Annotated in this window: 24 protein-coding genes and 1 pseudogene; 12 read left to right on the forward strand and 13 right to left on the reverse strand. The window is 70.9% G+C overall.

All coding sequences use genetic code 11. The features are described 5' to 3' along the window. Positions 1–15: 15 nt before the first annotated feature. From KUM03_RS08805 to KUM03_RS08820, 4 genes are all read right to left on the reverse strand, one after another. On the reverse strand, positions 16–588 hold the full coding sequence (locus tag KUM03_RS08805) for a Clp protease N-terminal domain-containing protein (RefSeq protein WP_217246470.1): 573 nt from the start codon (positions 586–588) through the stop codon (positions 16–18). After that, positions 588–797, reverse strand: coding sequence for an HTH domain-containing protein (locus KUM03_RS08810; protein WP_043383227.1), 210 nt, complete (start codon positions 795–797; stop codon positions 588–590). Before KUM03_RS08810 ends, KUM03_RS08805 begins: the two co-directional genes overlap by 1 nt. Positions 798–877: 80 nt before the next feature. Then, positions 878–1,843 (reverse strand): zinc-binding dehydrogenase, encoded by a 966-nt coding sequence (locus KUM03_RS08815; RefSeq protein ID WP_217246471.1) that lies wholly within the window; start codon positions 1,841–1,843, stop codon positions 878–880. 357 nt (positions 1,844–2,200) lie between these two features. Continuing rightward, positions 2,201–3,427 (reverse strand): NADP-dependent malic enzyme, encoded by a 1,227-nt coding sequence (locus KUM03_RS08820; protein ID WP_217246472.1) that lies wholly within the window; start codon positions 3,425–3,427, stop codon positions 2,201–2,203. 641 nt (positions 3,428–4,068) lie between these two features. Here KUM03_RS08820 and KUM03_RS08825 point away from each other — a divergent pair. The 3 genes from KUM03_RS08825 to KUM03_RS08835 are packed head-to-tail and all read left to right on the forward strand — an operon-like array spanning position 4,069 to position 6,766. Further along, on the forward strand, positions 4,069–5,028 hold the full coding sequence (locus tag KUM03_RS08825; protein WP_217246473.1) for an ABC transporter substrate-binding protein: 960 nt from the start codon (positions 4,069–4,071) through the stop codon (positions 5,026–5,028). A 29-nt stretch (positions 5,029–5,057) separates the two neighbouring features. Then, a complete protein-coding gene (locus KUM03_RS08830; protein ID WP_217246474.1) occupies positions 5,058–6,008 on the forward strand; it encodes an amino acid ABC transporter permease in 951 nt (316 codons plus the stop codon). Beyond that, complete coding sequence (locus KUM03_RS08835) at positions 6,005–6,766, forward strand: amino acid ABC transporter ATP-binding protein (protein ID WP_302185843.1); 762 nt, start codon at positions 6,005–6,007, stop codon at positions 6,764–6,766. The genes KUM03_RS08830 and KUM03_RS08835 overlap by 4 nt, the downstream gene beginning before the upstream one ends. A gap of 72 nt (positions 6,767–6,838) precedes the next feature. On the opposite strand, the gene KUM03_RS08840 is transcribed toward KUM03_RS08835, so the two are convergent. Beyond that, positions 6,839–7,618: a trans-aconitate 2-methyltransferase gene (locus KUM03_RS08840; protein WP_217246475.1), complete on the reverse strand. Its 780-nt coding sequence runs from the start codon at positions 7,616–7,618 to the stop codon at positions 6,839–6,841. A 100-nt stretch (positions 7,619–7,718) separates the two neighbouring features. Between KUM03_RS08840 and KUM03_RS08845 the strand changes: the two genes are divergently transcribed. Beyond that, positions 7,719–8,348, forward strand: coding sequence for an ABATE domain-containing protein (locus KUM03_RS08845; protein WP_217246476.1), 630 nt, complete (start codon positions 7,719–7,721; stop codon positions 8,346–8,348). On the opposite strand, the gene sodX is transcribed toward KUM03_RS08845, so the two are convergent. Then, a complete protein-coding gene (gene sodX / locus KUM03_RS08850) occupies positions 8,252–8,689 on the reverse strand; it encodes a nickel-type superoxide dismutase maturation protease (protein ID WP_217246477.1) in 438 nt (145 codons plus the stop codon). The two genes, KUM03_RS08845 and sodX, sit on opposite strands and share 97 nt — an antisense overlap. A 145-nt stretch (positions 8,690–8,834) precedes the next feature. On the opposite strand from sodX, the gene sodN reads away from it, so the two are divergent. Beyond that, positions 8,835–9,230, forward strand: coding sequence for a superoxide dismutase, Ni (gene sodN / locus KUM03_RS08855; protein WP_003973716.1), 396 nt, complete (start codon positions 8,835–8,837; stop codon positions 9,228–9,230). Between the two features lie 144 nt (positions 9,231–9,374). Here sodN and KUM03_RS08860 read toward each other — a convergent pair. The 4 genes and pseudogenes from KUM03_RS08860 to KUM03_RS08875 all read right to left on the reverse strand — a co-directional run. After that, positions 9,375–9,674, reverse strand: a pseudogene (locus tag KUM03_RS08860) (dihydrofolate reductase family protein); the annotation flags it as partial. Between the two features lie 33 nt (positions 9,675–9,707). Continuing rightward, on the reverse strand, positions 9,708–10,349 hold the full coding sequence (locus KUM03_RS08865) for a GNAT family N-acetyltransferase (RefSeq protein WP_217246478.1): 642 nt from the start codon (positions 10,347–10,349) through the stop codon (positions 9,708–9,710). 259 nt (positions 10,350–10,608) lie between these two features. Continuing rightward, the gene (locus KUM03_RS08870) at positions 10,609–11,745 is read right to left on the reverse strand and encodes a family 2 encapsulin nanocompartment cargo protein polyprenyl transferase (protein ID WP_217246479.1); all 1,137 of its coding nucleotides are present in this window, start codon (positions 11,743–11,745) and stop codon (positions 10,609–10,611) included. A gap of 88 nt (positions 11,746–11,833) precedes the next feature. After that, positions 11,834–13,240: a family 2B encapsulin nanocompartment shell protein gene (locus tag KUM03_RS08875; protein ID WP_217246480.1), complete on the reverse strand. Its 1,407-nt coding sequence runs from the start codon at positions 13,238–13,240 to the stop codon at positions 11,834–11,836. Between the two features lie 328 nt (positions 13,241–13,568). Between KUM03_RS08875 and KUM03_RS08880 the strand changes: the two genes are divergently transcribed. Together KUM03_RS08880 and KUM03_RS08885 are read left to right on the forward strand one after the other, a co-directional pair. Next, positions 13,569–14,147, forward strand: coding sequence for an N-acetylmuramoyl-L-alanine amidase (locus KUM03_RS08880; protein WP_217246670.1), 579 nt, complete (start codon positions 13,569–13,571; stop codon positions 14,145–14,147). Positions 14,148–14,184: 37 nt separating this feature from the next. Next, complete coding sequence (locus tag KUM03_RS08885) at positions 14,185–15,093, forward strand: 1-aminocyclopropane-1-carboxylate deaminase/D-cysteine desulfhydrase (protein WP_217246481.1); 909 nt, start codon at positions 14,185–14,187, stop codon at positions 15,091–15,093. Between the two features lie 11 nt (positions 15,094–15,104). Here the strand turns inward: KUM03_RS08885 and KUM03_RS08890 are convergent, their stop codons facing one another. After that, on the reverse strand, positions 15,105–16,697 hold the full coding sequence (locus KUM03_RS08890; protein ID WP_217246482.1) for a Na+/H+ antiporter: 1,593 nt from the start codon (positions 16,695–16,697) through the stop codon (positions 15,105–15,107). 61 nt (positions 16,698–16,758) lie between these two features. On the opposite strand from KUM03_RS08890, the gene KUM03_RS08895 reads away from it, so the two are divergent. The 3 genes from KUM03_RS08895 (at position 16,759) to KUM03_RS08905 (ending at position 18,763) form a co-directional block, all read left to right on the forward strand. Then, on the forward strand, positions 16,759–17,019 hold the full coding sequence (locus tag KUM03_RS08895; protein ID WP_217246483.1) for a UBP-type zinc finger domain-containing protein: 261 nt from the start codon (positions 16,759–16,761) through the stop codon (positions 17,017–17,019). Positions 17,020–17,267: 248 nt separating this feature from the next. Beyond that, positions 17,268–17,681, forward strand: a complete 414-nt coding sequence (locus KUM03_RS08900; RefSeq protein WP_019326945.1) for an anti-sigma regulatory factor — start codon at positions 17,268–17,270, stop codon at positions 17,679–17,681. Positions 17,682–17,698: 17 nt separating this feature from the next. Further along, positions 17,699–18,763: an RNA polymerase sigma factor SigF gene (locus KUM03_RS08905; RefSeq protein ID WP_217246484.1), complete on the forward strand. Its 1,065-nt coding sequence runs from the start codon at positions 17,699–17,701 to the stop codon at positions 18,761–18,763. 29 nt (positions 18,764–18,792) lie between these two features. On the opposite strand, the gene KUM03_RS08910 is transcribed toward KUM03_RS08905, so the two are convergent. Further along, positions 18,793–19,239: a hypothetical protein gene (locus KUM03_RS08910; RefSeq protein ID WP_217246485.1), complete on the reverse strand. Its 447-nt coding sequence runs from the start codon at positions 19,237–19,239 to the stop codon at positions 18,793–18,795. 127 nt (positions 19,240–19,366) lie between these two features. Here KUM03_RS08910 and KUM03_RS08915 point away from each other — a divergent pair, with 127 nt between their 5' ends. Together KUM03_RS08915 and KUM03_RS08920 are read left to right on the forward strand one after the other, a co-directional pair. Then, the gene (locus tag KUM03_RS08915; RefSeq protein WP_217246486.1) at positions 19,367–20,335 is read left to right on the forward strand and encodes a diacylglycerol kinase family protein; all 969 of its coding nucleotides are present in this window, start codon (positions 19,367–19,369) and stop codon (positions 20,333–20,335) included. A gap of 319 nt (positions 20,336–20,654) precedes the next feature. After that, entirely contained in the window at positions 20,655–20,912 is a 258-nt protein-coding gene (locus KUM03_RS08920; protein ID WP_003973730.1) for a WhiB family transcriptional regulator, read from the forward strand. Positions 20,913–21,115: 203 nt separating this feature from the next. On the opposite strand, the gene KUM03_RS08925 is transcribed toward KUM03_RS08920, so the two are convergent. Then, entirely contained in the window at positions 21,116–22,591 is a 1,476-nt protein-coding gene (locus KUM03_RS08925) for a sensor histidine kinase (protein ID WP_217246487.1), read from the reverse strand. Positions 22,592–22,611 lie beyond the last annotated feature (20 nt).

Genomic DNA, 22,611 nt, shown 5'->3' on the forward strand with positions numbered 1-22,611 from the left:
GCGGAGCCGCTTCCGTCAGGCGCAGGCCTCTCCCGAGTCGCCGCCCAGCACCCTGGTCAGCGACTCGTACGTCACTCCGTGGTCGGCGAGCACCTCGGCGGGCACACCGGGTCGGACGGTCAGGGCGAGGAGGATGTGCTCGTCCCCGATCCACCGGTCGCGCCGGTCGACGGCGACCCGGAGGGCCTGCTCCAGCGCTTCCTTGGCGCCCTTGCCGAAGCTGCGGTGTCCGGACCACCAGCGCCGGTCCTTCCGGTCACCGGACATCGCGCCGACGCCGTGGGCCTCCTCCACCCGGGCGACGATCTCGGAGACGTCGATCCCGAGCCCGGCGAGCGCGTCGGCCTCGGCCTGCGACAGCCCGGCGCGGCGCCGCGCCTCCGCCAGCGCCTGCCGCACCGCGTCACCGCGCCCTCCGGCTCCGAGCACCCCCAGCGCCCCCAGCGCGAAGGAGCCCCGGCTGCCCTCCCGGTCGAGCAGCGCCAGCAGCAGGTGCTCAGGGCCGACGGTCTGCGCCCGCGCCTCCTCGGCGTACCGGACCGCCTCCTGCACCACGTCCCGGGCGTCCTTCGTGAACCGATTGAACATCAATGCCTCCCGTACTTCTTGTGCACGGCCTGCCTGCTGACCCCGAGTTCGGTGGCGATCTCCTGCCACGACCACCCCTGATTGCGTGCGCCGCGTACCTGCACCGCCTCGAGCTGCTCCAGCAGCCTGCGCAGTGCGGCGACGGCCCGCAGCCCGACCCGGGGATCGCGATCACCCGCGCGCGCGGCGAGATCGGTTGCTTCGCTCATGCAGTCAACATAGGTTGACACCCGGGCTTTGTCAATGCTGGTTGACAGAACCCGGGTGCGGGAGGCACCTGGAGAAGGCGTCAGGAGCCGCTGAGCACGATCTTGCCGAACTGCTCCCCGGAGGCCATCCGCTCGAAGCCCTCGCGGGCCCGGTCCAGCGGGAGCACCTCGTCGATGACGGGACGGACACCGGTGGCGGCACAGAAGGACAGCAGGTCCTCCAGCTCGTCCTTGGTGCCCATCGTGGAACCGACGACCTTGAGCTCCAGGAAGAAGATGCGGGTCAGCTCGGCATGGGAGGGCCGGTCGCCGCTGGTGGCGCCGGAGATGACCAGGGTGCCGCCCGGCTTGAGCGACTTCACCGAGTGGGACCAGGTGGCCGCACCCACGGTCTCGATGACGGCGTCGACCCGCTGCGGCAGCCGCGCGCCCGTCTCCACGGCCTCCACTGCGCCCAGCTCCAGGGCACGCTTGCGCTTGGCCTCGTCCCGGCTGGTGGCGAAGACCCGCAGCCCTGCGGCCTTGCCGAGCACGATCGCGGCCGTGGCGACCCCACCGCCGGCACCCTGCACCAGCACGGAGTCCCCGGGGCGCACCCCGGCGTTGGTGAACAGCATCCGGTACGCCGTCAGCCAGGCGGTCGGCAGACAGGCGGCCTCCGCGAAGGAGAGCTCCTTCGGCTTGGGCAGGACGTTCCAGGTCGGCACGGCGACCCGCTCGGCGAACGTCCCCTGGTAGCGCTCGGTGAGGATCGAGCGGGGTTCCTCGGGGCCGACGCCGTGACCGGTCTGGCCGATCACGGAGTGCAGGACGACCTCGTTGCCGTCCTCGTCGACGCCCGCGGCGTCGCAGCCGAGGATCATCGGCAGCCGGTCCTCGGGGAGGCCGACGCCTCGCAGGGACCACAGGTCGTGATGGTTGAGGGAGGCGGCCCTGACATCGACGACGCTCCAGCCGGGGCGGGCCTCGGGAGCCGGGCGCTCTCCCAACTCCAGGCCGGTCAGCGGCTGGTCGCGGTCGATTCGGGCGGCGTAGACAGCGAACATGACCTTGACGATAAGTAACACACCCGCCGACCGGAACCACACCGCCGTGTGACACTCACCCTCTTGCCGCCGGGCACCCCAGCTGCGGGCAGTCGTGCCCGCCGTAGCTGCGGGCGGTCGTCCCCGCCATAGCTGCGGGCGGTCGTCCCCGTCGTAGCTGCGGGCAGTCGTGCCGCTGGGGCGGCACGGGTGGGCGGTGGGGGCACCTCCCGCTCGAGCGCAGCCGAGAGTGGGGGAGGCACCCCGCAACGCCGGGCTGCGCACCCACCCCCGGCCCGCACCAACGCCGCCCCGCCCGAAAAGCGAACGGCCCCGTCCACCGAGGACGAGGCCGCTCACCACACACACATCACACCGTCACCGGCGCGCGACACCCTCCGCCCGGGCCGCCGCCGCCACCGCCGCCGTGACGGCCGGCGCCACGCGCTCGTCGAACGGGGACGGGATGACGTAGTCCGCGGCGAGGTCGTCGCCCACCACGGAGGCCAGCGCCTCGGCCGCCGCGAGCTTCATGCCCTCGGTGATCCGCGACGCCCGCACCTGCAGCGCGCCCGCGAAGATGCCCGGGAAGGCCAGCACGTTGTTGATCTGGTTCGGGAAGTCGGACCGCCCCGTCGCCACGACCGCCGCGTACTTGTGCGCGACCTCCGGGTGCACCTCGGGGTTCGGGTTGGCCATCGCGAAGACGAAGGCACCCTTCGCCATCGAGGCGACCGCCGGCTCCGGCACCGTACCGCCGGACACGCCGATGAAGACGTCGGCGCCCGCGAGGGCCGACTCGAGCGAGCCGGACAGCCCGGCCTTGTTGGTGAAGGAGGCCAGCTCCTGCTTGACCGGTGTCAGGTCGTCCCGGTCGGCGGAGACGACGCCCTTGCGGTCCGCGACCGCGACGTCCCCGATGCCGGCCTCGACCAGCATCTTGGCGATGGCGACGCCGGCCGCGCCCGCACCCGAGATCACCGCCCGCAGCTCACCCAGCGTCCGCCCGCTCAGCCGCGCCGCGTTCCGCAGCGCCGCCAGCGTCACGACCGCCGTGCCGTGCTGGTCGTCGTGGAAGATCGGGATGTCGAGCCGCTCCTGGAGCTTGCGCTCGATCTCGAAGCACCGCGGTGCCGAGATGTCCTCCAGGTTCACGCCGCCGAAGGAGGGCGCGAGCCGCACCACCGTCTCGACGATGTCGTCCGCGTCCGTGCAGTCCAGCGCGATCGGAACCGCGTCCACGCCGCCGAACTGCTTGAAGAGGATCGCCTTCCCCTCCATCACCGGAAGGGAGGCCTCGGGGCCGATGTCCCCGAGCCCCAGAACCGCAGTACCGTCCGTCACGACCGCCACGACCGACGACTTCCACGTGTAGTCGTGCACCAGGTCGGGCTGCTCGGCGATCGCGCTGCACACTTTCGCGACGCCGGGCGTGTACGCCAGGGACAGGTCGTCCTTGTCGCGGACCGGCACGGTGGCCTGCACGGCCATCTTGCCGCCGCGGTGCAGCGCGAACGCCGGGTCGAAGGAGTCGAGGGGCTCCCCCGTCTCCTGCTCCGTACCGGCGTCGCTGTCGCTGCGAGGATTGACGATCTCCGCTGCCACTTGTCTTACCCCTTAAGAGTTCATGGTTTGAGGGTTTGTCCACTCCTGGTGAGGAATGGGCGGGCACCGCACAGGTGGATGGCCGTTGGGGCCACAGGGAGGCCTGCGCGACGGGCGCGCCGCACACGCGCCCTGAGCCCCTGATGAGGGGTGTAAAGAACCTTCTTACCCGACGGACGCCCCCTGCGACGAGTCGGATAAGGGCAAGCTCACATGCCGGACCTCGAGCGCCGCATGTCGGTGACATGACTCATAGGCGAGTATCAGGACAACTTCACTGGAGCCCTTGACAGACGTCGGCGACAAGCTCTTGACAGGCGCACGCACCGCCGGACCATCTCCGCATTTCCAGGAATGCCGAAGATCTTTCGGCCGGAAGAGGAGATTCCCGTAAAGGTTCGGTCGTGTTGTACCGGCCTGGTGCGGTTCGGGGGGTCACCCGTTATCCGATTTTGACATGACGTCCCCCCTGAATGGCCGAGTCCGAATGGCAAGATGCCGTAATCACACGAGGTCGCGACACTCGAAGGCGTGTGCTCTCGTCGACCCACCGCGCCTGCCGGTCCCCCGGCCGGCGCCCCGCCCCACCGGAACTCCACCGTCCCCATCGGCATCTCCTTTCATCCGCCGGAGGAACCACCATGACCGCACGCTCCACCCGTCGTACGACCGCCGCGCACTCCCGGACAGCAGCGGCCGGTGCGATCGCGGTCGCAGGCGCCCTGCTGCTCACCGGATGCGGCGACCAGACCGAGAACAGCGACTCCGGCAGCGACAACCAGTCCGCGGTGAGCGCCCCGCTGGCCGACAGGCTGCCGCAGGACATTCGGGACGCAGGCGTCATCAAGGTCGGTTCCGACATCGCCTACGCCCCGGTCGAGTTCAAGGACAAGTCCGGCAAGACGGTCGGCATCGACCCCGACCTCGCGGACGCCATGGGCAAGCAGCTCGGCGTGAAGTTCGAGTTCGCGAACGGGACCTTCGACACCCTGATCACCGGTCTGCGTTCCGGGCGCTACGACATCGCCATGTCGGCGATGACCGACACCAAGGAGCGCCAGGAGGGCATCGACTCCGAGACCGGCAAGAAGGTCGGCCAGGGCGTCGACTTCGTGGACTACTTCACCGCCGGTGTCTCGATCTACACCAAGAAGGGCGACGACCAGGGCATCAAGACCTGGTCCGACCTGTGCGGCAAGAAGCTGGTCCTCCAGCGCGGCACGGTCTCCGAGGACCTCGCCAAGGCCGAGAACGAGAAGTGCCCGGCCGGCAAGAAGATCACCATCGAGCCCTACGACAACGACCAGCAGGCCCAGACCCGCCTGCGCGCGGGCGGCGCCGACGCCGGTTCCTCCGACTTCCCGGTCGCGGCGTACGCGGTGAAGACCTCCGGCGGCGGCAAGGACTTCCAGATCGTCGGCGAGCAGGTCGAGGCCGCCCCGTACGGCATCGCGGTCGCCAAGGACAACACCCAGCTGCGGGACGCCCTGAAGGCGGCGCTGGACGCGATCATCGCCAACGGCGAGTACGAGAAGGTCCTCGACAAGTGGGGCGTGGCGGAAGGCGCCGTCACCGAGGCCACCGTCAACGGCGGCAAGTGACGCCCGGCCGGCGCTGAAAGGCAACATCCGTGACTGTTGACATCGACAAGACGGCGGGCGGCCCGGCCGACACTCCGCCGGCCGGGCCGGAGGCCATCAAGGCCATCCCGGTCCGGCACTACGGGCGGTACGTCTCCGCGACCGTCGCGATCGCACTGCTGGCCGCGGTCGTGTACGCGTTCTCCCAGGGCAAGATCAACTGGGGCGCGATCCCGGACTACTTCTTCGACGACCGGATCGTCTCCGGCGTGGGCAAGACGCTGCTGATCACCGTCCTGGCCATGGCGATCGGCATCTTCGGCGGCATTCTGCTCGCCGTCATGCGGCTGTCGAAGAACCCGGTGACCTCGTCCATCGCGTGGTTCTACATCTGGTTCTTCCGCGGCACGCCGGTCCTGGTGCAGCTGGTGGTCTGGTTCAACCTGGGCCTGGTCTTCGAGTACATCAACCTCGGTCCGGTCTACCGGGACGAGTGGTCGGACTTCATGACGCCGTTCCTGACGGTGCTGCTCGGCCTCGGCCTCAACGAGGCCGCGTACATGGCGGAGATCTGCCGGGCCGGTCTGCTCGCGGTCGACGAGGGCCAGACCGAGGCGGCGCACGCGCTGGGCATGAGCCACACCAAGACGCTGCGCCGGATCGTGATCCCACAGGCGATGCGCGTGATCGTGCCGCCCACGGGCAACGAGGTCGTCAACATGCTGAAGACGACGTCACTGGTCTCGGTCGTCCAGTATCCGGAGCTGTTCCGCGCGGCCCAGGACATCGGCCAGACCTCCGGCGCACCGGCCGAGATGCTGTTCCTGGCGGCGGCCTGGTACCTGCTGCTGACCTCGGTCTTCAGCGTGGGCCAGTACTACCTGGAGCGGTACTACGCGCGCGGTTCGAGCCGGTCCCTGCCGGCCACCCCGTTCCAGAAGATCAAGGCGAACGTGCTGTCCCTGTCGAACCGCTCCAGCACGACGGGAGGCACCGCATGACCGCCATGGTGAAGGCCGAGGGCGTCCACAAGTCCTTCGGCGCCGTCGAGGTCCTCAAGGGCATCGACCTGGAGGTGAAGCAGGGCGAGGTGTTCTGCCTCATCGGCCCCTCCGGCTCCGGCAAGTCCACCTTCCTCAGGTGTATCAACCACCTCGAGAAGATCAACGCCGGGCGTCTGTACGTCGACGGCGAGCTGGTCGGCTACCGCCAGAAGGGGGACAAGCTCTACGAGCTGAAGGACAGCGAGGTCGCCCTCAAACGCCGGGACATCGGCATGGTCTTCCAGCGCTTCAACCTGTTCCCGCACATGACGGCCGTCGAGAACGTCATGGAAGCGCCGATCCAGGTCAAGGGCGCGAGCAAGGCCCAGGCCAGGGAGCGCGCCACCGCCCTCCTGGAGCGGGTGGGCCTCGGCGACAAGGCCGGCAACTACCCCTCGCAGCTCTCCGGCGGCCAGCAGCAGCGCGTCGCCATCGCCCGCGCCCTGGCGATGGACCCGAAGCTGATGCTGTTCGACGAGCCGACCTCGGCCCTCGACCCGGAGCTGGTCGGTGACGTCCTGGACGTCATGCGCGACCTCGCCGAGTCCGGCATGACGATGGTCGTCGTGACCCACGAGATGGGCTTCGCCCGTGAGGTCGGCGACAGCCTGGTCTTCATGGACGGCGGCGTGGTCGTGGAGTCGGGCAACCCGCGCGACGTCCTGACGGACCCGCAGCACGAGCGGACCAAGGCGTTCCTGTCCAAGGTCCTCTGAGCACCCGCCCTTGCGCACGCCGGAGGGGGGCGGTACGGACATCCGTACCGCCCCCTCCGGCGTTCCCGCCGCCTACTTCAGCGCCAGCAGCAGCGTGTCCGACGGCGAGCACCACACCGGCCGCGCCTCACCGAAGCCCTTCTCGCGCAGCACGCGCGCGTGCCACTGGGCCGAGGGCATGTCGCCGTCGGCGTGCTCGCCGTAGATCTCGAAACGGCGGGCGGTGGGGCCGGCGAGGACCGGGTCCTTGGCGGCGAGCTGCCACCACTCGGACCAGTCGAGCGCACCCCCCGCCTTGGCCGCGTCCATCTGCGCGTGCCGCTGCACACGCTCCGCCGCGTTGATCCGGGGCGTCGTCTCGTCGATCATGTGGTCCGCGTTCATGAAGAGACCACCGTCGCGGACGACCTCCGCGACCCGACCGTAGAGGGCCGCGAGGGGTTCGGCGTGGAGCCAGTGCAGGGCCGTGGCGGTCAGTACGGCGTCGTACGAGTCGTACGGCAGCTTCGCCGTCCAGTCGGGGTCCTTGAGGTCGGCGGTGACCAGGGAGACCCGTTCGTCGCCGGCGAAGGTGCCCTCGGCGATGGCGAGGAGCGCCGGGTCGAGGTCCACGCCGGTGCTGGTGGCCTCGGGGAAGCGGGCCAGCAGGCGGGCCGTGATGGTGCCGGTGCCGCAGGCGAGGTCGAGCACCCGGGGTGCGGGCCCCACCAGTGCCTCGACCATGTCCAGCATGATCCGGAAGCGTTCCTCCCGGTCGGGCATGTACCACTCCTGCTGCCGGTCCCAGCTCTCCTGCCAGGCCTGCCAGTCGGCTGCGGGCGTGGTGGCCGTGGTGATGTCCGCGTCCGTCATCGAGCCCCTCCATCGCGTGCGTGACGTAATACCCTGTAAGCACGATCAGGCATTACCTGACCGCAGGCACGACCATAGAGCCCCTTCGTAAGGACTACAAGTGGAACTGGCCTATTACTCGGATTACGCCGTGCGTCTCGTCAACACCGAGGAACCGGCCCGGGGACAGGACTCCCTCACCTCCGTCGAGGCCGTCCGCGAGCTCTTCGGCGCCAACCAGTCCGCGGCCCGGCGCGCCGCGGACGCGGACGTGACCCGCTTCCGCTCGGTCCGCGGGCGGCTGCGCGCGGTCTTCGAGGCGGCCGACGGCGGCGACGAGACCCTCGCCGTGGACCTCCTGAACTCACTCCTCCTCGAATTCCCGGTGAGCCCGCAGATCTCCGGCCACGACCACCGCGACGACGACGGCAGCCCGCTGTGGCACATGCACCTGGCCGACCACCCGTCCAACGCGACCGCCGGTTTCGCCGCCATCGCGGCGATGGGCCTGGCCTTCCACCTCACCGAGTACGGCGTGGACCGCCTGGGCCTGTGCGAGGCGACCCCCTGCCGCAACGCCTACCTGGACACCTCGACGAACCGCTCCCGGCGCTACTGCTCGGACCGCTGCGCCACCCGCGCCAACGTAGCGGCCTACCGCGCCCGCAAGCGCCTGGAGGCGGACCGGTCGGCCAGTACCGGCCGGAGCGCGGAGAGCGCCCAGCGGCCCACGGCGAACGGCGAGCGCTGACCCGGCCTCAAAGGCCGGTACCGCGCCCGCGCCCGCCCGAGGACCAATTCCTCCGGGACGACCCCGTAGTCGGTGCTGTCACCGCCCGCGAAGGCGTTGTCGCCGAGCACCCACCAGCCGGCCCCGCGCCGCTCGACGGCCCGCTTGACCACCAGCAGGTCCTGCTGGAAGGGATGCCGCAGCACCACGACGTCACCCGGCCGGACCTGCGCCCCCCAGTGCACGAGGAGCACGTCGCCGTGATGGAGCGTGGGCACCATCGACGGCCCGGTCACCTCGGCCGGGCCGAAAGGCAACGCCCCTCTCGGGCGTTCGGTCTCCTGCGACGACTGTTCCGGCATGACCCGGCACCTCCCCGGTGTTTCCTCCACCAGTCTCAGTCTCACCCCGGACTTTTGTCCTAAGCCCACGGGGGCACTCGCGAAATCGCGCCTCCCAGGGAGTAATGTCCCCCCTGAGAAGACGATCACGAGGAAGGAACGCTTCATGCTTTCCCGCCTGTTTGCCCCCAAGGTCACGGTCAGCGCCCACTGCGACCTGCCCTGCGGCGTGTACGACCCGGCCCAGGCCCGCATCGAGGCGGAGTCGGTGAAGGCCGTGCAGGAGAAGATGGCCGGCAACGACGACCCGCACTTCCAGACGCGTGCCACGGTCATCAAGGAGCAGCGCGCCGAGCTGGCGAAGCACCACGTCTCCGTGCTGTGGAGCGACTACTTCAAGCCGCCGCACTTCGAGAAGTACCCGGAGCTGCACCAGCTGGTCAACGACACCCTGAAGGCCCTCTCGGCCGCCAAGGGTTCGAAGGACCCGGCGACCGGCCAGAAGGCGCTGGACTACATCGCCCAGATCGACAAGATCTTCTGGGAGACCAAGAAGGCTTGATTTATGGCTAGGCCGTCTGACCTGCCATGACGCAGGTCGCATCGCCTACCTGTCCGCACCCGGTCCGCAGGCCGCCGAGAACGGCGTCCATGACGGTCCGGGTGCGGTCGTTTCCGGCCTCGCCGCAGTAGGCGGCGACGCCGGTCAGCGCTTCCTGCGGTACGTCCGCACCACGACGCCGTTGCCGAAGCTCCGCACCGACTGCGGGACGAACTCGGTGACGGCGACGCCGGTCCCGAACATCGGCATGCCGGTGCCCAGCACCACGGGGTAGGTCTTGATGACCAGTTCGTCGACCTCGTCGAACAGCTCGCCGGCGACGGCCGATCCACCGCACAGGTAGATGTCGAAGCCGCTGTCCTCCGCCTTGAGTTCGCGGACCTTGCCGACCAGGTCCGTCGAGACGATCTCGACGTTGGGGTCGAGCGACTCCGTGAGCTTGCGCAAGACGGTGCCCTCTCCCTTGAAGCACTCCGTTTATAGTGCTCCGCCTGGAGTGGTCCAAGGGGTTTGCCGCGGCTCGCGCCACATCGGCCACATCCGGGGGCCGTCCGGGAGGTCCAGGGCCCGGCCGGTGAACTCGAAGCCGAGGCGTTCGTACAGGCCCTTGCTGCGGTCGCTGCTCGCCTCCAGATAGGCGGGCAGCCCCTCGCGGTCGCACCGGTCCAGGACCGTCCCGATGAGCGCGGTGCCCAGACCCTCGCCCTGTCGGCCGGGGGCCACGCCGATCATCCACAGGTACTCGTGGGCCCGGCCCGACGGATGGATGCCTTCCGTCAGCCGGGCTATCAACTCCACCCGCTCGTTGTCCGGATCGACGGCCTCGCGCACCAGGGCCGGGACGTCCTCGGCGTCGTCGCCCGGCTCCTCGCCGGTGTCCTCACCCGCGGGCACGGGCAGCCAGAGCGCGCAGGCCGCACCGTCCTCCATGAGGTCGATGCGCCCGTCGGCGAGCACGGCGTCGGTGAAGGCGGCCATGAGCCGGTGGTGAGTCCGGCGGCGGTACTCCTCACCGGGGAAAATCCAGCCGCTCACCGGATCGTCCTGGAACGCCTCGTCCAGCAGCCGGACGACCCGTTCCCGGTCGCCCTCTCCCGCCGTCCGGATCGCCACACCCATGTCCCGCCCGCCCTTTCGCCTCAACCTCGCTCGTGCGTACGGCGGTTGAGCCTAGTCGCCGACATCGGCGGGCACCGGGAGCGGTCTCGGACGTACGCCGAGAAGGCGGGCCCCGCACACCGTGGGGAAGTGCGGGACCCGCCGGGCCGGAGCCCTCGGCGGCGCGACCGTACGTCGGTCAGGTCCGTACGGCCCTGCACGGGCTCCGGGGTCGTGCCCGGCCGTCCGGCGCTCGATCGCCGTCGGACGGCCGGGATGGTCAGGTGGTGCGCCGGGTCACGAACTCGGCCAGCGCGAGCAGGCCGCCCGCCGCCTCCGGGTCGGGCACCGCGCGGGCCAGTTCCTGCATGGCCCGGGCCATGTGGTCGGCGGCCTGGGCCTGCGCCCAGTCACGGCCACCCGCCCGCTCCACGGCCAGGGCGCTGCGCTCCAGGTCCTCCTTGCCCTCGTCGTACGGTGCCGCGTACAGCTCGGCGAGTTCGGCGGCGGCCGGAGTGCCGGAGGTGAGGGCGGCGACCACCGGAAGCGACTTCTTCCGGGCGGCCAGGTCCGCGCCGGCCGGCTTGCCGGTGCGGCGCGGGTCGCCCCATATGCCGATGACGTCGTCGATGAGCTGGAACGCCAGCCCGGCCTCCCGGCCGAAGGCGTCCAGGGCCTCCACCTCCTCGTCGGCCGCCCCGGCGTAGAGCGCGCCGACCGCGCAGGCGCATCCCAGCAGCGCGCCCGTCTTGGCCTCGGCCATGACGAGCGTCTCCTCGAGGGTGACCTCGTCCGGGGCGCGCCGCTCCATGGCCGTGTCCGCGTGCTGGCCCTCGCAGAGTTCCATGACGCAGTCGGTGAGCCGGGCGGCGGCCGCCGCCGACGCCGGGTGCGGGTCCACGGCGAGCAGCCGCAGGGCCAGCGCCTGGAGGGCGTCCCCGGCGAGGATCGCGTCGGCGTCGCCGAACACGGTCCACGCGGTCGGCCGGTGGCGCCGGGTGCTGTCGCGGTCCATCACGTCGTCGTGCAGCAACGTGAAGTTGTGGACCAGCTCCACCGCCGCCGCGGCCGGCACCGCCGCCGCCCGGGCCGCGGGACCGCCGAGGGCGGCGGCCGAGGCGAGGACGAGCGCGGGGCGGATCGCCTTGCCCGCGTTTCCGGACGCCGGTGTGCCGTCCGCGTGCTGCCAGCCGAAGTGGTAGAGCGCGACCCGCCGCATACCGGCGGGCAGGGCCGCGAGGGCGGACCGCAGCCCGGGGTCGACCGACGCCCGGGACTCCCGCAGGAGCACCCCCGCCTCGTGCCCGTCGGCCGGGCCTTCCGGCTCCTCCCCCCGCTGTGTGCCGATGCGCTCGCCCCTTTCCAGCGTTCCGACGGGCCGGCGCGCCCCACCGGTGCCGTGCGGAGCCTCCGTCATCGACTCGCCTCCCCCCGTGCGCCCGCGACCGTACCCGGGGGGTGTACCCGCCCGGGAGGGCGGGAACACGGCGTTCGGGAGACTGGCGTCACTGCCAGCGGCCGATCTCGACGTTCTCCAGCACGCCGAGCGCGTCCGGTACGAGGACGGCGGCCGAGTAGTAGGCCGTGACCAGGTACTTGATGATGGCCTGCTCGTTGATCCCCATGAACCGCACCGACAGACTCGGCTCGATCTCGTCGGGGATGCCGGTGGCGCGCAGCCCGATCACGCCCTGGTCCTGCTCGCCCGTACGCATCGCGATGATCGAGGACGTGCGGGCCTCGGTGACCGGGATCTTGTTGCACGGGTAGATCGGCACCCCGCGCCAGGTCGGGATGCGGTTGCCGGCGACGTCGATCGTCTCGGGGACGAGTCCGCGCCGGTTGAACTCGCGGCCGATCGCGGCGATGGCGCGCGGGTGGGCGAGGAGCAGCTTGGTGCCGCGCCGGCGGCTCAGCAGCTCGTCGAGGTCGTCCGGGCCGGGCACGCCGTCGTGCGGCTGGATCCGCTGGTCGTACTCGCAGTTGTGCAGCAGGCCGAACTCGCGGTTGTTGATGAGCTCGTGCTCCTGGCGCTCCTTCAACGCCTCGACGGTCAGGCGGATCTGCTGCTCCGTCTGGTTCATCGGCTGGTTGTAGAGGTCGGCCACGCGCGAGTGGATGCGCAGCACGGTCTGGGCGACGCTCAGTTCGTACTCGCGGGGCCGCGCCTCGTAGTCGACGAAGGTGTGCGGGATGTCCGGCTCGCCGCTGTGGCCGGCGGAGAGGTCGATCGCCTTCTCGCCGTGCCTGTTGGTGGGCTGCTCGGGGAGCGAGCGGCGCTCGTCGAGGTGGGAGCGCAGGGAGTCCGAGCGCTCCGCGACCTGCTCCACCTCCTGACGCGGCAGCACCAGCACCGTGCAGGCGGTGACCGTGCGGGCCGTGTACTCCCAGATGGCGTCCCCGTCCAGCAGCGCCTCGTCGCCGAAGTAGGCGCCGTCGGCGAGGACGCCGAGCACCGCGTCGTCGCCGTAGGGGCCGGTGCCGACCTTCTCCACCTTGCCGTGGGCCAGCAGGTACACCTCGTCGGCCTGGGCGCCGAACGAGGCGATCACCTCGCCGGGGCCGAACTCCCGCTGCTCACAGCGCTGTGCGAGCTCCGAGAGCACCTCCTCGTCCTCGTACGACCGCAGGGCCGGCAGTTCGCCCAGCTCCGCGGGGATGACCTCGACGCGGTCGCCGGTCTTCACGAACGTGACCCGGCCGTCGCCGACGGCGAAGGTCATGCGCCGGTTCACCCGGTACGTGCCGCCCTGGATGTCGACCCAGGGAAGCGTGCGCAGCAGCCAGCGGGAGCTGATCTCCTGCATCTGAGGAACGGACTTGGTCGTGGTGGCCAGGTTCCGCGCGGCCGCCGTGCCGAGGCTCTGCTGCGGCCTGGTCTGCTCGGTGCGGACCTCTTCGCCTACCGACATAAGGAATTGCCCTCCCGGTCATGCCGGACGGCTGCGCCCGGCATCGATGTGCGTGGACCAGCCTTCCTCACGGAGCGTGCCGGTGCTATTACCCGAAAGAGCGGGAATGGATCACCGCCGACCGGGGCAGAGATGGGGGCTTGTTCGGCGTATCGGCGACTTGTCCGGCGCAGGTCAGAGCCGATGGCCGGTATGACATTGGCCGAAACGGCTCGCACGGGGACCGAACAAGTCGTAGGCAGCACTCCATTTCGGTAGAAGCACTGTACGAGGCGGTCGCGCCGGGCGGTCGTCGCGCAGCGTGAAGGAGTCGGCCGTGGCCCCACCCATGTCCGCGAGCAGTTTCCTCAAGGCACTGAAGACGGAGGGCCTCACCGTCGTGCAGGTCGGCGACTGGCGGGACCACAACCGCAACCACAAGGGGCCCTGGGGGCCGGTGCACGGCGTGATGATCCACCACACGGTCACCAAGGGCAGCGCGCGGACCGTGGAGATCTGCCGCAAGGGTTACGAAGGCCTGCCGGGTCCGCTGTGCCAGGGGGTCATCACCAAGGACGGCAAGGTCCACCTGGTCGGGTACGGGCGGGCGAACCACGCCGGGCTCGGCGACGACGACGTGCTGCGCGCGGTGATCGCGGAGAAGGCGCTGCCCCGGGACAACGAGTCGAACACCGACGGCAACCGTCACTTCTACGGCTTCGAGTGCGAGAACCTGGGCGACGGGGACGATCCCTGGCCGGCCGCGCAGCTCGAGGCGATCGAGCGGGCCGCCGCCGCCGTCTGCCGCCATCACGGCTGGAATGAACGATCCGTCATCGGCCACCTCGAATGGCAGCCGGGGAAGGTGGACCCGCGGGGGTTCTCGATGGGGTCGATGCGGGAGCGGATCCGCGACCGGCTGAAGTGAGGCGTGCGACCGGAGCGCGCGGCGGGACAATGGCGGGGTGACCGGCACCTTCACCCCCGAGCTCGCCGCTCTGCGACCGCGCCTGCCCTCTCCCTTGCAGGAGGTCGCCGACGAGCGGTTCGAGCGGCGCGGGCTCCGGTTGCTGCTGAAGCGCGACGACCTGATCCATCCGGAACTGGTCGGCAACAAGTGGCGCAAACTCGCTCCGAACCTCGCCGGCGCGGCCGGGAGCACCGTCGTCACGTTCGGCGGCGCGTACTCCAACCACCTGCGCGCCACGGCCGCCGCCGGCCGGCTGCTCGGGCTGCCCACGGTGGGCGTGGTGCGCGGTCAGGAACTGGCCGGCCGGCCGCTCAACCCCTCGCTGGCCCGGTGCGCGGCCGACGGCATGCGACTACACTTCGTCGACCGCTCCACGTACCGCCGCAAGACCGAGCCCGACGTCCTGGCGGCGCTCCTGCGCGCGGTGGACGCCGAGGGCGCGGTCGTCGTGCCCGAGGGCGGCAGCAACCCGGCGGCCGTACGCGGCTGCCGGGCGCTCGGCGGGGAACTGGGTGAGCACGCCGACGTCGTCGCGCTCGCCTGCGGCACCGGTGGCACGCTCGCCGGGCTGGCCGCAGGACTGCCCGCAGGACGGCGGGTGCTGGGCATACCCGTACTCAAGGGCGGCTTCCTGGCCGACGACATACGGCGACTCCAGGACCGCGCGTTCGGCGGGCCGCGCGGCGACTGGAGCCTCGACGACCGCTTCCACTTCGGCGGCTACGCCCGCACCACCGCCGGGCTCGAATCCTTCGCCGAGGACTTCGAACGCCGTCACGGCCTGCCCGTGGAGCGCGTCTACGTCGCCAAGATGCTGCACGCCGTGGTCACCCTGGCCGAGGAGGGCGCCTTCCCGCGCGGGACGACCGTGGCCGCGGTCGTCACCGGCCGCCCCTTCCCCTGACCCCGGCCGGCCTACGTCGTCTCCCGGTACGCCGCCGCCTCCTCCAGGTCCAGCCGGCGCAGCAGGGTCCGCAGCATCTCGTCGTCGATGTAGCGGCCGTCCCGCAGCCGTACGAAGACCTCCCGCTCGGCGCCGATCATCTCCCGCGACAGCCGCCGGTAGGTGTCGTCGACGCTCTCCCCGGTGACGGGGTTCACCTGGCCGAGCCGTTCCCAGACGGCGTTGCGGCGACGTTCCAGGACCGTGCGCAGGCGGTCGGCGAGGGGCGCGGGCAGCGCGTTGCGCTCGTCGGTGAGGAGGTCGTCCAGGCGCTGCTCCGCGGCGCGGGAGGCCTGCGCCTGGGCGTTGGCCTCCGCCAGCGTCTCTGCCTGGACGTCATGGGCGGGGAACTTCAGCAGGCGGATCAGCGGCGGCAGGGTGACGCCCTGGACGACCAGCGTGCCGATGACCGTGGTGAAGGTGAGGAACAGGATGAGATTCCGCTCGGGGAAGGGCCCGCCGCCGTGCACGGTGAGCGGGATGGAGAAGGCGATGGCCAGCGAGACCACGCCCCGCATCCCCGCCCAGCCGATCACGAACGGCCCCTTCCAGGAGAGGTCCCCCTCGCGCGCGCGGACGCGTGCCGACAGGCGAGGCAGGAAGGTCGCCGGATACACCCACACGAAGCGGGTCACGGCGACCACCAGGAAGACGGCGACCGCGTACCAGGCGGCGTCGGCGCCCTCGTAGTCCCCGAGGCCCTTGAGGACCACGGGGAGCTGGAGGCCGATGAGCGCGAACACGGACGACTCCAGCACGAAGGCGACCATCTTCCAGACCGCGTCCTCCTGGAGGCGGGTGGCGAAATCGACCTCCCACGCGCGGTGGCCGAGGAACAGCGCGACGACCACCACCGCGAGCACGCCGGACGCGTGCACCTGCTCGGCGACCGCGTAGGCGACGAACGGGATCAGCAGGGAGAGCGTGTTCTGGAGGAGGGCCTCCTTCACGTGCGTGCGCAGCCAGTGGAGCGGCACCATCAGCACCAGCCCGACGCCGACGCCGCCGACCGCAGCGATCAGGAACTCGGCGATCCCGCCGGCCCAGGTGGCTCCCTCGCCGACCGCCGCGGCGAGCGCCACCCGGAAGGCGGTGATCGCGGTGGCGTCGTTCACCAAGGACTCGCCCTGGAGGATCGTGGTGATCCGGTTCGGCAGTCCCACCCGGCGCGCCACCGCCGTGGCCGCGACGGCGTCGGGCGGAGCCACCACCGCGCCGAGCACCAGGGCCGCGGTCAGGGGCAGGCCCGGCACGATCAGGTACGCGGCGGCGCCCACGACGAAGGTCGCGAAGAGCACGTAGCCGACGGACAGCAGCGCCACGGGCCGCAGCTGCGCCCGCAGGTCGAGGTAGGAGCTGTCGGTGGCCGCCGTGTGGAGCAGCGGGGGCAGCAGCAGCGGCAGGACGATGTGCGGGTCGAGGGTGTAGTCGGGCACCCCGGGCACGTAGCTCACGGCCAGGCCCACGGCCACCAGCAGCAGCGGCGCCGGCACCGGCAGCCGCCGGCCCGTCGCGGCGATCGCGGCGCTGCCCGCCACCAGCAACAGCAGCGGCATCACGTCCATCGTCCTCGCCCGCCCTCGTTCTCCACGCGGTGATCCGCACGCCCGTCGTAACCTGGCAATCATGAAACAGTGCACGCACGCCGACGCGCTGCCGCACCCGGAGCCGGAACCGCGCAGCGAGACCTGCCCGGAATGTCTGGCCGAGGGGACGGACCCGGTGCAGCTGAGGCTGTGCCTCGTGTGCGGCCACGTCGGCTGCTGCGACTCGTCGCCGAGACGGCACGCGACCGCGCACCACGAGGAGACCGGCCACCCGGTGATGCGCACCTTCGAGCCCGGGGAGAAGTGGCGTTGGTGTTTCGTGGATCACGTACTCGTGTGACCTCGGTCCGGGACGGTTCGACCGTCTGAGGCCTGGGTACGTCAACCCGGCGCGCGCTCTTCCGATTTGAGCCCGCCGAACCCCTAGCCACTGTGTGTGTTCATGTGTTTACTATGAGTGACAGCAAGGGGTTGGGGTCTCGGGGACAGGAAAGTTCGGAGCGCGATAACGTCACCGCTGAACCACGTATCGCGTTACCCCGAGACGAACCTCGGCCCTGTAACGCTTGTACCACCTTGGAGGTGAGGGTGTCCCAGATCGCAGGCGAGCCCGCGACCCAGGACTTCGTCGAAGTCCGGCTGCCGGCCGCGGGTGCCTACCTGTCGGTGCTGCGTACGGCCACGGCCGGCCTCGCGGCCCGTTTGGACTTCACCCTCGACGAGATCGAGGACCTGCGCATCGCAGTCGACGAAGCCTGCGCGATCCTGCTCCAGCAGGCCGTGCCCGGCTCGGTGCTCAGTTGCGTCTTCCGCCTCGTCGACGACTCGCTCGAGGTCACCGTCTCGGCGCCGACCACGGACGGCCACGCCCCCTCGCGGGACACCTTCGCCTGGACCGTGCTGTCCGCGCTCGCGGGCAAGGTCTCCTCCGCCGTGGACGAGGACAACACCGTTTCGATCAGCCTCTACAAACAGCGCGGCGCGGGACCCGGGCCGGCGTGAGGAACGGGGACGGGCCGGTGCGGGACGAAGAGCGCGGCACACGGGAGCGGCCGGCCGAGGGCACACGTGCCGGGAACGAGGCCCGAGGCATGGCGGACGGCATCGACGGCATCCCCGAGCAGGCCCGGCCGCATCCTCAGGACGAGGCCTCGCCCGAGGCCGTCGTCCCGGGCGACGGGCAGCTGGCCGGGGACACCCCCGTGCGACCCGTCCGAGCGGAGGCGAAGGCTCGGGAAAGGGCAACGGGCGGGACGATGAGCGAGCACGAGCGACACGCCGAGGAAGACGCGCCGGGTGCACGGGGCACGCAGGGCACGCGCCACGACCCGCAGGACCGCAGCGGGGCGCGCCTGATGTTCGCCGAGCTGCGCACCCTGGAGAAGGACAGCCCGGAGTACGCGGAGCTGCGCAACCGGCTCGTCCGCATGCACCTCCCCCTCGTCGAGCACCTCGCGCGCCGCTTCCGCAACCGCGGGGAGCCCCTGGACGACCTCACCCAGGTCGCCACCATCGGACTGATCAAGTCGGTCGACCGCTTCGACCCGGACCGCGGGGTGGAGTTCTCCACGTACGCGACCCCCACGGTCGTCGGCGAGATCAAGCGGCACTTCCGGGACAAGGGCTGGGCGGTGCGCGTTCCGCGCCGGCTCCAGGAGCTGCGGCTGGCCCTGACGACGGCCACCGCGGAGCTCTCGCAGCTGCACGGCCGCTCCCCCACCGTGCACGAACTCGCCGAGAAGCTGTCGATCTCGGAGGAGGAGGTCCTGGAGGGCCTGGAGTCGGCCAACGCGTACTCCACCCTGTCCCTGGACGTCCCGGACACCGACGACGAGTCCCCGGCGGTCGCGGACACCCTCGGCGCCGAGGACGAGGCGCTGGAGGGCGTCGAGTACCGCGAGTCGCTCAAGCCACTGCTGGAGGACCTGCCGCCGCGGGAGAAGCGAATCCTGCTGCTGCGCTTCTTCGGCAACATGACCCAGTCGCAGATCGCCCAGGAAGTGGGCATCTCCCAGATGCACGTGTCGCGGCTGCTGGCGCGCACGCTGGCGCAGCTGCGGGAGAAGCTGCTGGTCGAGGAGTAGCCGCGGCGACGGAGAGCGCCGGGCGCCGGCTACTTCTGCGCGCTGCCGGGGCCCCGGATGCCGAGCGCCTGGGTGGTCGCGGGGTTCACCAGCAGCACCAGCGCCGTGACCGCCACGACGGCGAGCACGATGCCCGCCGGGATGGCGACGCTGTCGGCGTTCAGCATGTTGTAGGCCACGGGCAGCGCCATGATCTGCGTGACGATGGCGGGCCCCCGGCTCCAGCCCCGCCGCGCGAGCAGACCGCGGGCGGCGAACAGCGGCAGCAGGGCGAGGACGATCAGGGTGACGCCGCCGGTGACGGCGGAGGTCCGGTCGTCGGGGTGGCCCGTGAGACCACCCACCAGCATCCAGGCTCCGCCGACGACGAGCGCCAGCCCCTCCAGGGCGGCCAGGGCGGCCGCGGCGGTCAGCCGCCCGGGGCGGGGGCCCGACTCTTCGGCGGCTTCGGGGGTGGGGTTCTGCTCACTGCTCACCCCTGAAGGGTAGCCCTCGCCGGCACCGGCGCCCGTGGGGGCGTCCGGCACGACGCGCGCAATGCGGCCCGCAGCGATCTCCCCCTCGGGCTGGGCCGGGTACCGCCCAGTAGGTACCCTGCACAGCATGCGTGCACTTCTCGTGGTCAATCCGGCGGCAACCACCACGAGCGCGCGCACGCGCGACGTCCTGATCCACGCGCTCGCCAGCGAGATGAAGCTGGAGGCCGTCACCACGGAGTACCGCGGGCACGCGCGCGACCTCGGCCGGCAGGCGGCGCAGAGCGACGACATCGAGCTGGTGGTGGCCCTCGGCGGCGACGGCACGGTGAACGAGGTCGTCAACGGCCTGCTGCACGCCGGCCCCGATCCGGAGCACCTGCCCGGCCTCGCGGTGGTCCCCGGCGGCTCCACCAACGTCTTCGCCCGCGCGCTGGGCCTGCCCAACCACGCCGTGGAGGCCACCGGCGCCCTGCTCGACGCGCTGCGCGACGGCAGCGAGCGGACCGTCGGACTGGGTCTTGCCTCCGGCACGCCCGGCACGGAGGACGAGGCGGTGCCGGCCCGCTGGTTCACCTTCAACGCCGGACTGGGCTTCGACGCCGGCGTGGTCGGCCGCGTCGAGCAGCACCGCGAGCGCGGCAAGAAGTCGACGCACGCCCTCTACGTCCGCCAGGTGATGCGCGCGCTCATCGGCGAGCCGCACCGCCGCAGCGGGACGATCACCCTGGAGCGGGCGGGCGAGGACCCGGTCACCGATCTGGTCCTGTCCATAGTTTCGAACACGTGCCCCTGGACGTTTCTCGGCAATCGCCCGATCTACGCGTCGCCGGAGGCCTCGTTCGACACCGCGCTCGACGTCTTCGGCCTCAGCCGCCTGTCGACGGCCGCGGTCGCCCGGTATGGGACCCAGTTGCTCACTTCGTCCCCCGAGCGCGGACCCCGTGGCCGACACGCCGCCTCCCTGCACGACCTGACCGACTTCACCTTGCATTCGAAGGTGCCACTGCCCCTCCAGATGGACGGTGACCACCTGGGGCTGCGGACCAGCGTGACGTTCACAGGCGTACGCCGTGCACTGCGTGTGATTGTGTGAGCAGAAGGGGCTAAAGTCCTTTCACTCGAACGTTTAGACCAGGGTCCACCCTCAGGAAGTACGGCTGTGACCTAGTCGACACCGATGAATCAAAAAAAACTTTCCGGAAGGGGTTGTATCCGCCGCCGAGGTTTGCGAGTCTCTTCTTGGCGATCGGAACGGCCCGCAAGACCGGCCTCCACAGATCACCGGAACCCCTCTTCAAATCACAGGACCACGCCGGGCAACCTGGCGGTAGGCCCTTCCCTTGTTGAGGGATTCGTGAAAGCGTTCACATTCACAAGCACCCTGCATGTAATACCAAGGAGAGGTAGCAGCCATGGACTGGCGTCACCGCGCCGTTTGCCGCGAGGAAGACCCCGAGCTCTTCTTCCCCATCGGCAACACCGGTCCCGCGCTGCTGCAGATCGAGGAAGCCAAGGCCGTCTGCCGTCGCTGCCCTGTCATGGAGCAGTGCCTGCAGTGGGCGCTCGAGTCCGGTCAGGACTCCGGCGTCTGGGGTGGTCTCAGCGAGGACGAGCGCCGCGCAATGAAGCGCCGTGCCGCCCGCAACCGGGCTCGTCAGGCCTCCGCCTGACCAGCCACCCCTGCTGACAGCCTGAGCTTGGCGGCGTGTACAGCGCGTACACAACCCCCGCTCCCGAGCCGCAGCGCGCAGTACCCCCGATGCGCATCGGACGATGGATCGCACGAGCACTGGCCTCGGACCTTCACGGGTCCGGGGCTTTTTGCTGTCCGGAGCGGTGACGGTCCGGTGCAGTCCGGACCGCGGCCCTCCCGCTACTTCTGCGTGGGCACCGGGATGTCCAGGATCACCCGGGTACCGCGCTCGGGGGCGGGGACCATGTCGAAGCTGCCGCCGAGCTCGCCCTCGACCAGGGTGCGCACGATCTGCAGCCCGAGATTGCCCGAGCGGTGCGGGTCGAAGTCCTCGGGGAGGCCGAGCCCGTCGTCCTGGACGGTGACCAGGAGCCGGGCCTCCTTGGTCGTGCCGCCGCGGACGGCGGAGACCTCGACCGTGCCGGTGTCGCTCTCCCGGAAGCCGTGCTCCAGCGCGTTCTGCAGGACTTCGGTCAGCACCATCGACAGGGGGGTGGCGACCTCCGCGTCCAGGATGCCGAAGCGACCGGTGCGCCGGCCGGTGACCCGGCCCGGCGAGATCTCCGCGACCATCGCCAGCACGCGGTCGGCGATCTCGTCGAACTCCACGCGCTCGTCCAGGTTCTGGGAGAGCGTCTCGTGCACGATCGCGATGGAGCCGACCCGGCGCACGGCCTCCTCCAGCGCCTCGCGGCCCCGGTCGGACTCGATCCGCCGCGCCTGGAGGCGCAGCAGGGCCGCCACCGTCTGGAGGTTGTTCTTCACCCGGTGGTGGATCTCCCGGATGGTGGCGTCCTTGGTGATCAACTCGCGCTCGCGGCGGCGCAGTTCCGTGACGTCGCGCAGGAGCACCAGCGATCCGATGCGGGTGCCCTTGGGTTTGAGCGGGATGGCGCGGAACTGGATGACCCCGTCGTGCGCCTCGATCTCGAACTCGCGGGGTGCCCAGCCGCTGGCCACCTTGGCGAGCGCCTCGTCCACCGGCCCGCGGGACGGGGCGAGTTCGGCGGTGGTCCGGCCGAGGTGATGGCCGACCAGGTCGGCCGCGAGGCCCATGCGGTGGTAGGCCGACAGGGCGTTCGGGGAGGCGTACTGGACGATGCCGTCGCCGTCCACTCGGATCAGGCCGTCGCCGACGCGGGGCGAGGCATCCATGTCGACCTGCTGGTTCTCGAACGGGAAGGCGCCCGCCGCGATCATCTGGGCGAGGTCGGAGGCGCTCTGCAGGTACGTGAGTTCCAGGCGGCTCGGGGTGCGCACGGTGAGCAGGTTGGTGTTGCGGGCGATGACGCCCAGGACGCGGCCCTGGCGGCGCACCGGGATGGACTCGACGCGGACCGGGACCTCCTCGCGCCACTCCGGGTCGCCCTCGCGCACGATCCGGCCCTCGTCCAGGGCGGCGTCCAGCATCGGACGCCGGCCGCGCGGCACGAGGTGGCCGACCATGTCGTCCTGGTACGAGGTCGGGCCGGTGTTGGGGCGCATCTGGGCGACGGAGACGTACCGCGTGCCGTCGCGGGTGGGGACCCACAGGACCAGGTCGGCGAAGGAGAGGTCGGAGAGGAGCTGCCACTCCGAGACCAGCAGATGGAGCCACTCGAGGTCGGAGTCGTCGAGTGCTGTGTGCTGGCGTACGAGTTCGTTCATGGAGGGCACGTGGCTGAGCGTACCTGGCG

The organism is Streptomyces sp. AC602_WCS936 (genome assembly GCF_019049125.1).
Classification (GTDB): domain Bacteria; phylum Actinomycetota; class Actinomycetes; order Streptomycetales; family Streptomycetaceae; genus Streptomyces.

Excerpts from the sequence above, each read along its gene's own strand:
- KUM03_RS08805 (WP_217246470.1), bottom strand. The coding sequence starts at position 588 with ATGTTCAATCGGTTCACGAAGGACGCCCGGGACGTGGTGCAGGAGGCG.
- KUM03_RS08810 (WP_043383227.1), bottom strand. The coding sequence starts at position 797 with ATGAGCGAAGCAACCGATCTCGCCGCGCGCGCGGGTGATCGCGATCCC.
- KUM03_RS08815 (WP_217246471.1), bottom strand. The coding sequence starts at position 1,843 with ATGTTCGCTGTCTACGCCGCCCGAATCGACCGCGACCAGCCGCTGACC.
- KUM03_RS08825 (WP_217246473.1), top strand. The coding sequence starts at position 4,069 with ATGACCGCACGCTCCACCCGTCGTACGACCGCCGCGCACTCCCGGACA.
- KUM03_RS08835 (WP_302185843.1), top strand. The coding sequence starts at position 6,005 with ATGACCGCCATGGTGAAGGCCGAGGGCGTCCACAAGTCCTTCGGCGCC.
- KUM03_RS08840 (WP_217246475.1), bottom strand. The coding sequence starts at position 7,618 with ATGACGGACGCGGACATCACCACGGCCACCACGCCCGCAGCCGACTGG.
- sodX (WP_217246477.1), bottom strand. The coding sequence starts at position 8,689 with ATGCCGGAACAGTCGTCGCAGGAGACCGAACGCCCGAGAGGGGCGTTG.
- sodN (WP_003973716.1), top strand. The coding sequence starts at position 8,835 with ATGCTTTCCCGCCTGTTTGCCCCCAAGGTCACGGTCAGCGCCCACTGC.
- KUM03_RS08865 (WP_217246478.1), bottom strand. The coding sequence starts at position 10,349 with ATGGGTGTGGCGATCCGGACGGCGGGAGAGGGCGACCGGGAACGGGTC.
- KUM03_RS08870 (WP_217246479.1), bottom strand. The coding sequence starts at position 11,745 with ATGACGGAGGCTCCGCACGGCACCGGTGGGGCGCGCCGGCCCGTCGGA.
- KUM03_RS08875 (WP_217246480.1), bottom strand. The coding sequence starts at position 13,240 with ATGTCGGTAGGCGAAGAGGTCCGCACCGAGCAGACCAGGCCGCAGCAG.
- KUM03_RS08880 (WP_217246670.1), top strand. The coding sequence starts at position 13,569 with ATGTCCGCGAGCAGTTTCCTCAAGGCACTGAAGACGGAGGGCCTCACC.
- KUM03_RS08890 (WP_217246482.1), bottom strand. The coding sequence starts at position 16,697 with ATGGACGTGATGCCGCTGCTGTTGCTGGTGGCGGGCAGCGCCGCGATC.
- KUM03_RS08895 (WP_217246483.1), top strand. The coding sequence starts at position 16,759 with ATGAAACAGTGCACGCACGCCGACGCGCTGCCGCACCCGGAGCCGGAA.
- KUM03_RS08915 (WP_217246486.1), top strand. The coding sequence starts at position 19,367 with ATGCGTGCACTTCTCGTGGTCAATCCGGCGGCAACCACCACGAGCGCG.
- KUM03_RS08920 (WP_003973730.1), top strand. The coding sequence starts at position 20,655 with ATGGACTGGCGTCACCGCGCCGTTTGCCGCGAGGAAGACCCCGAGCTC.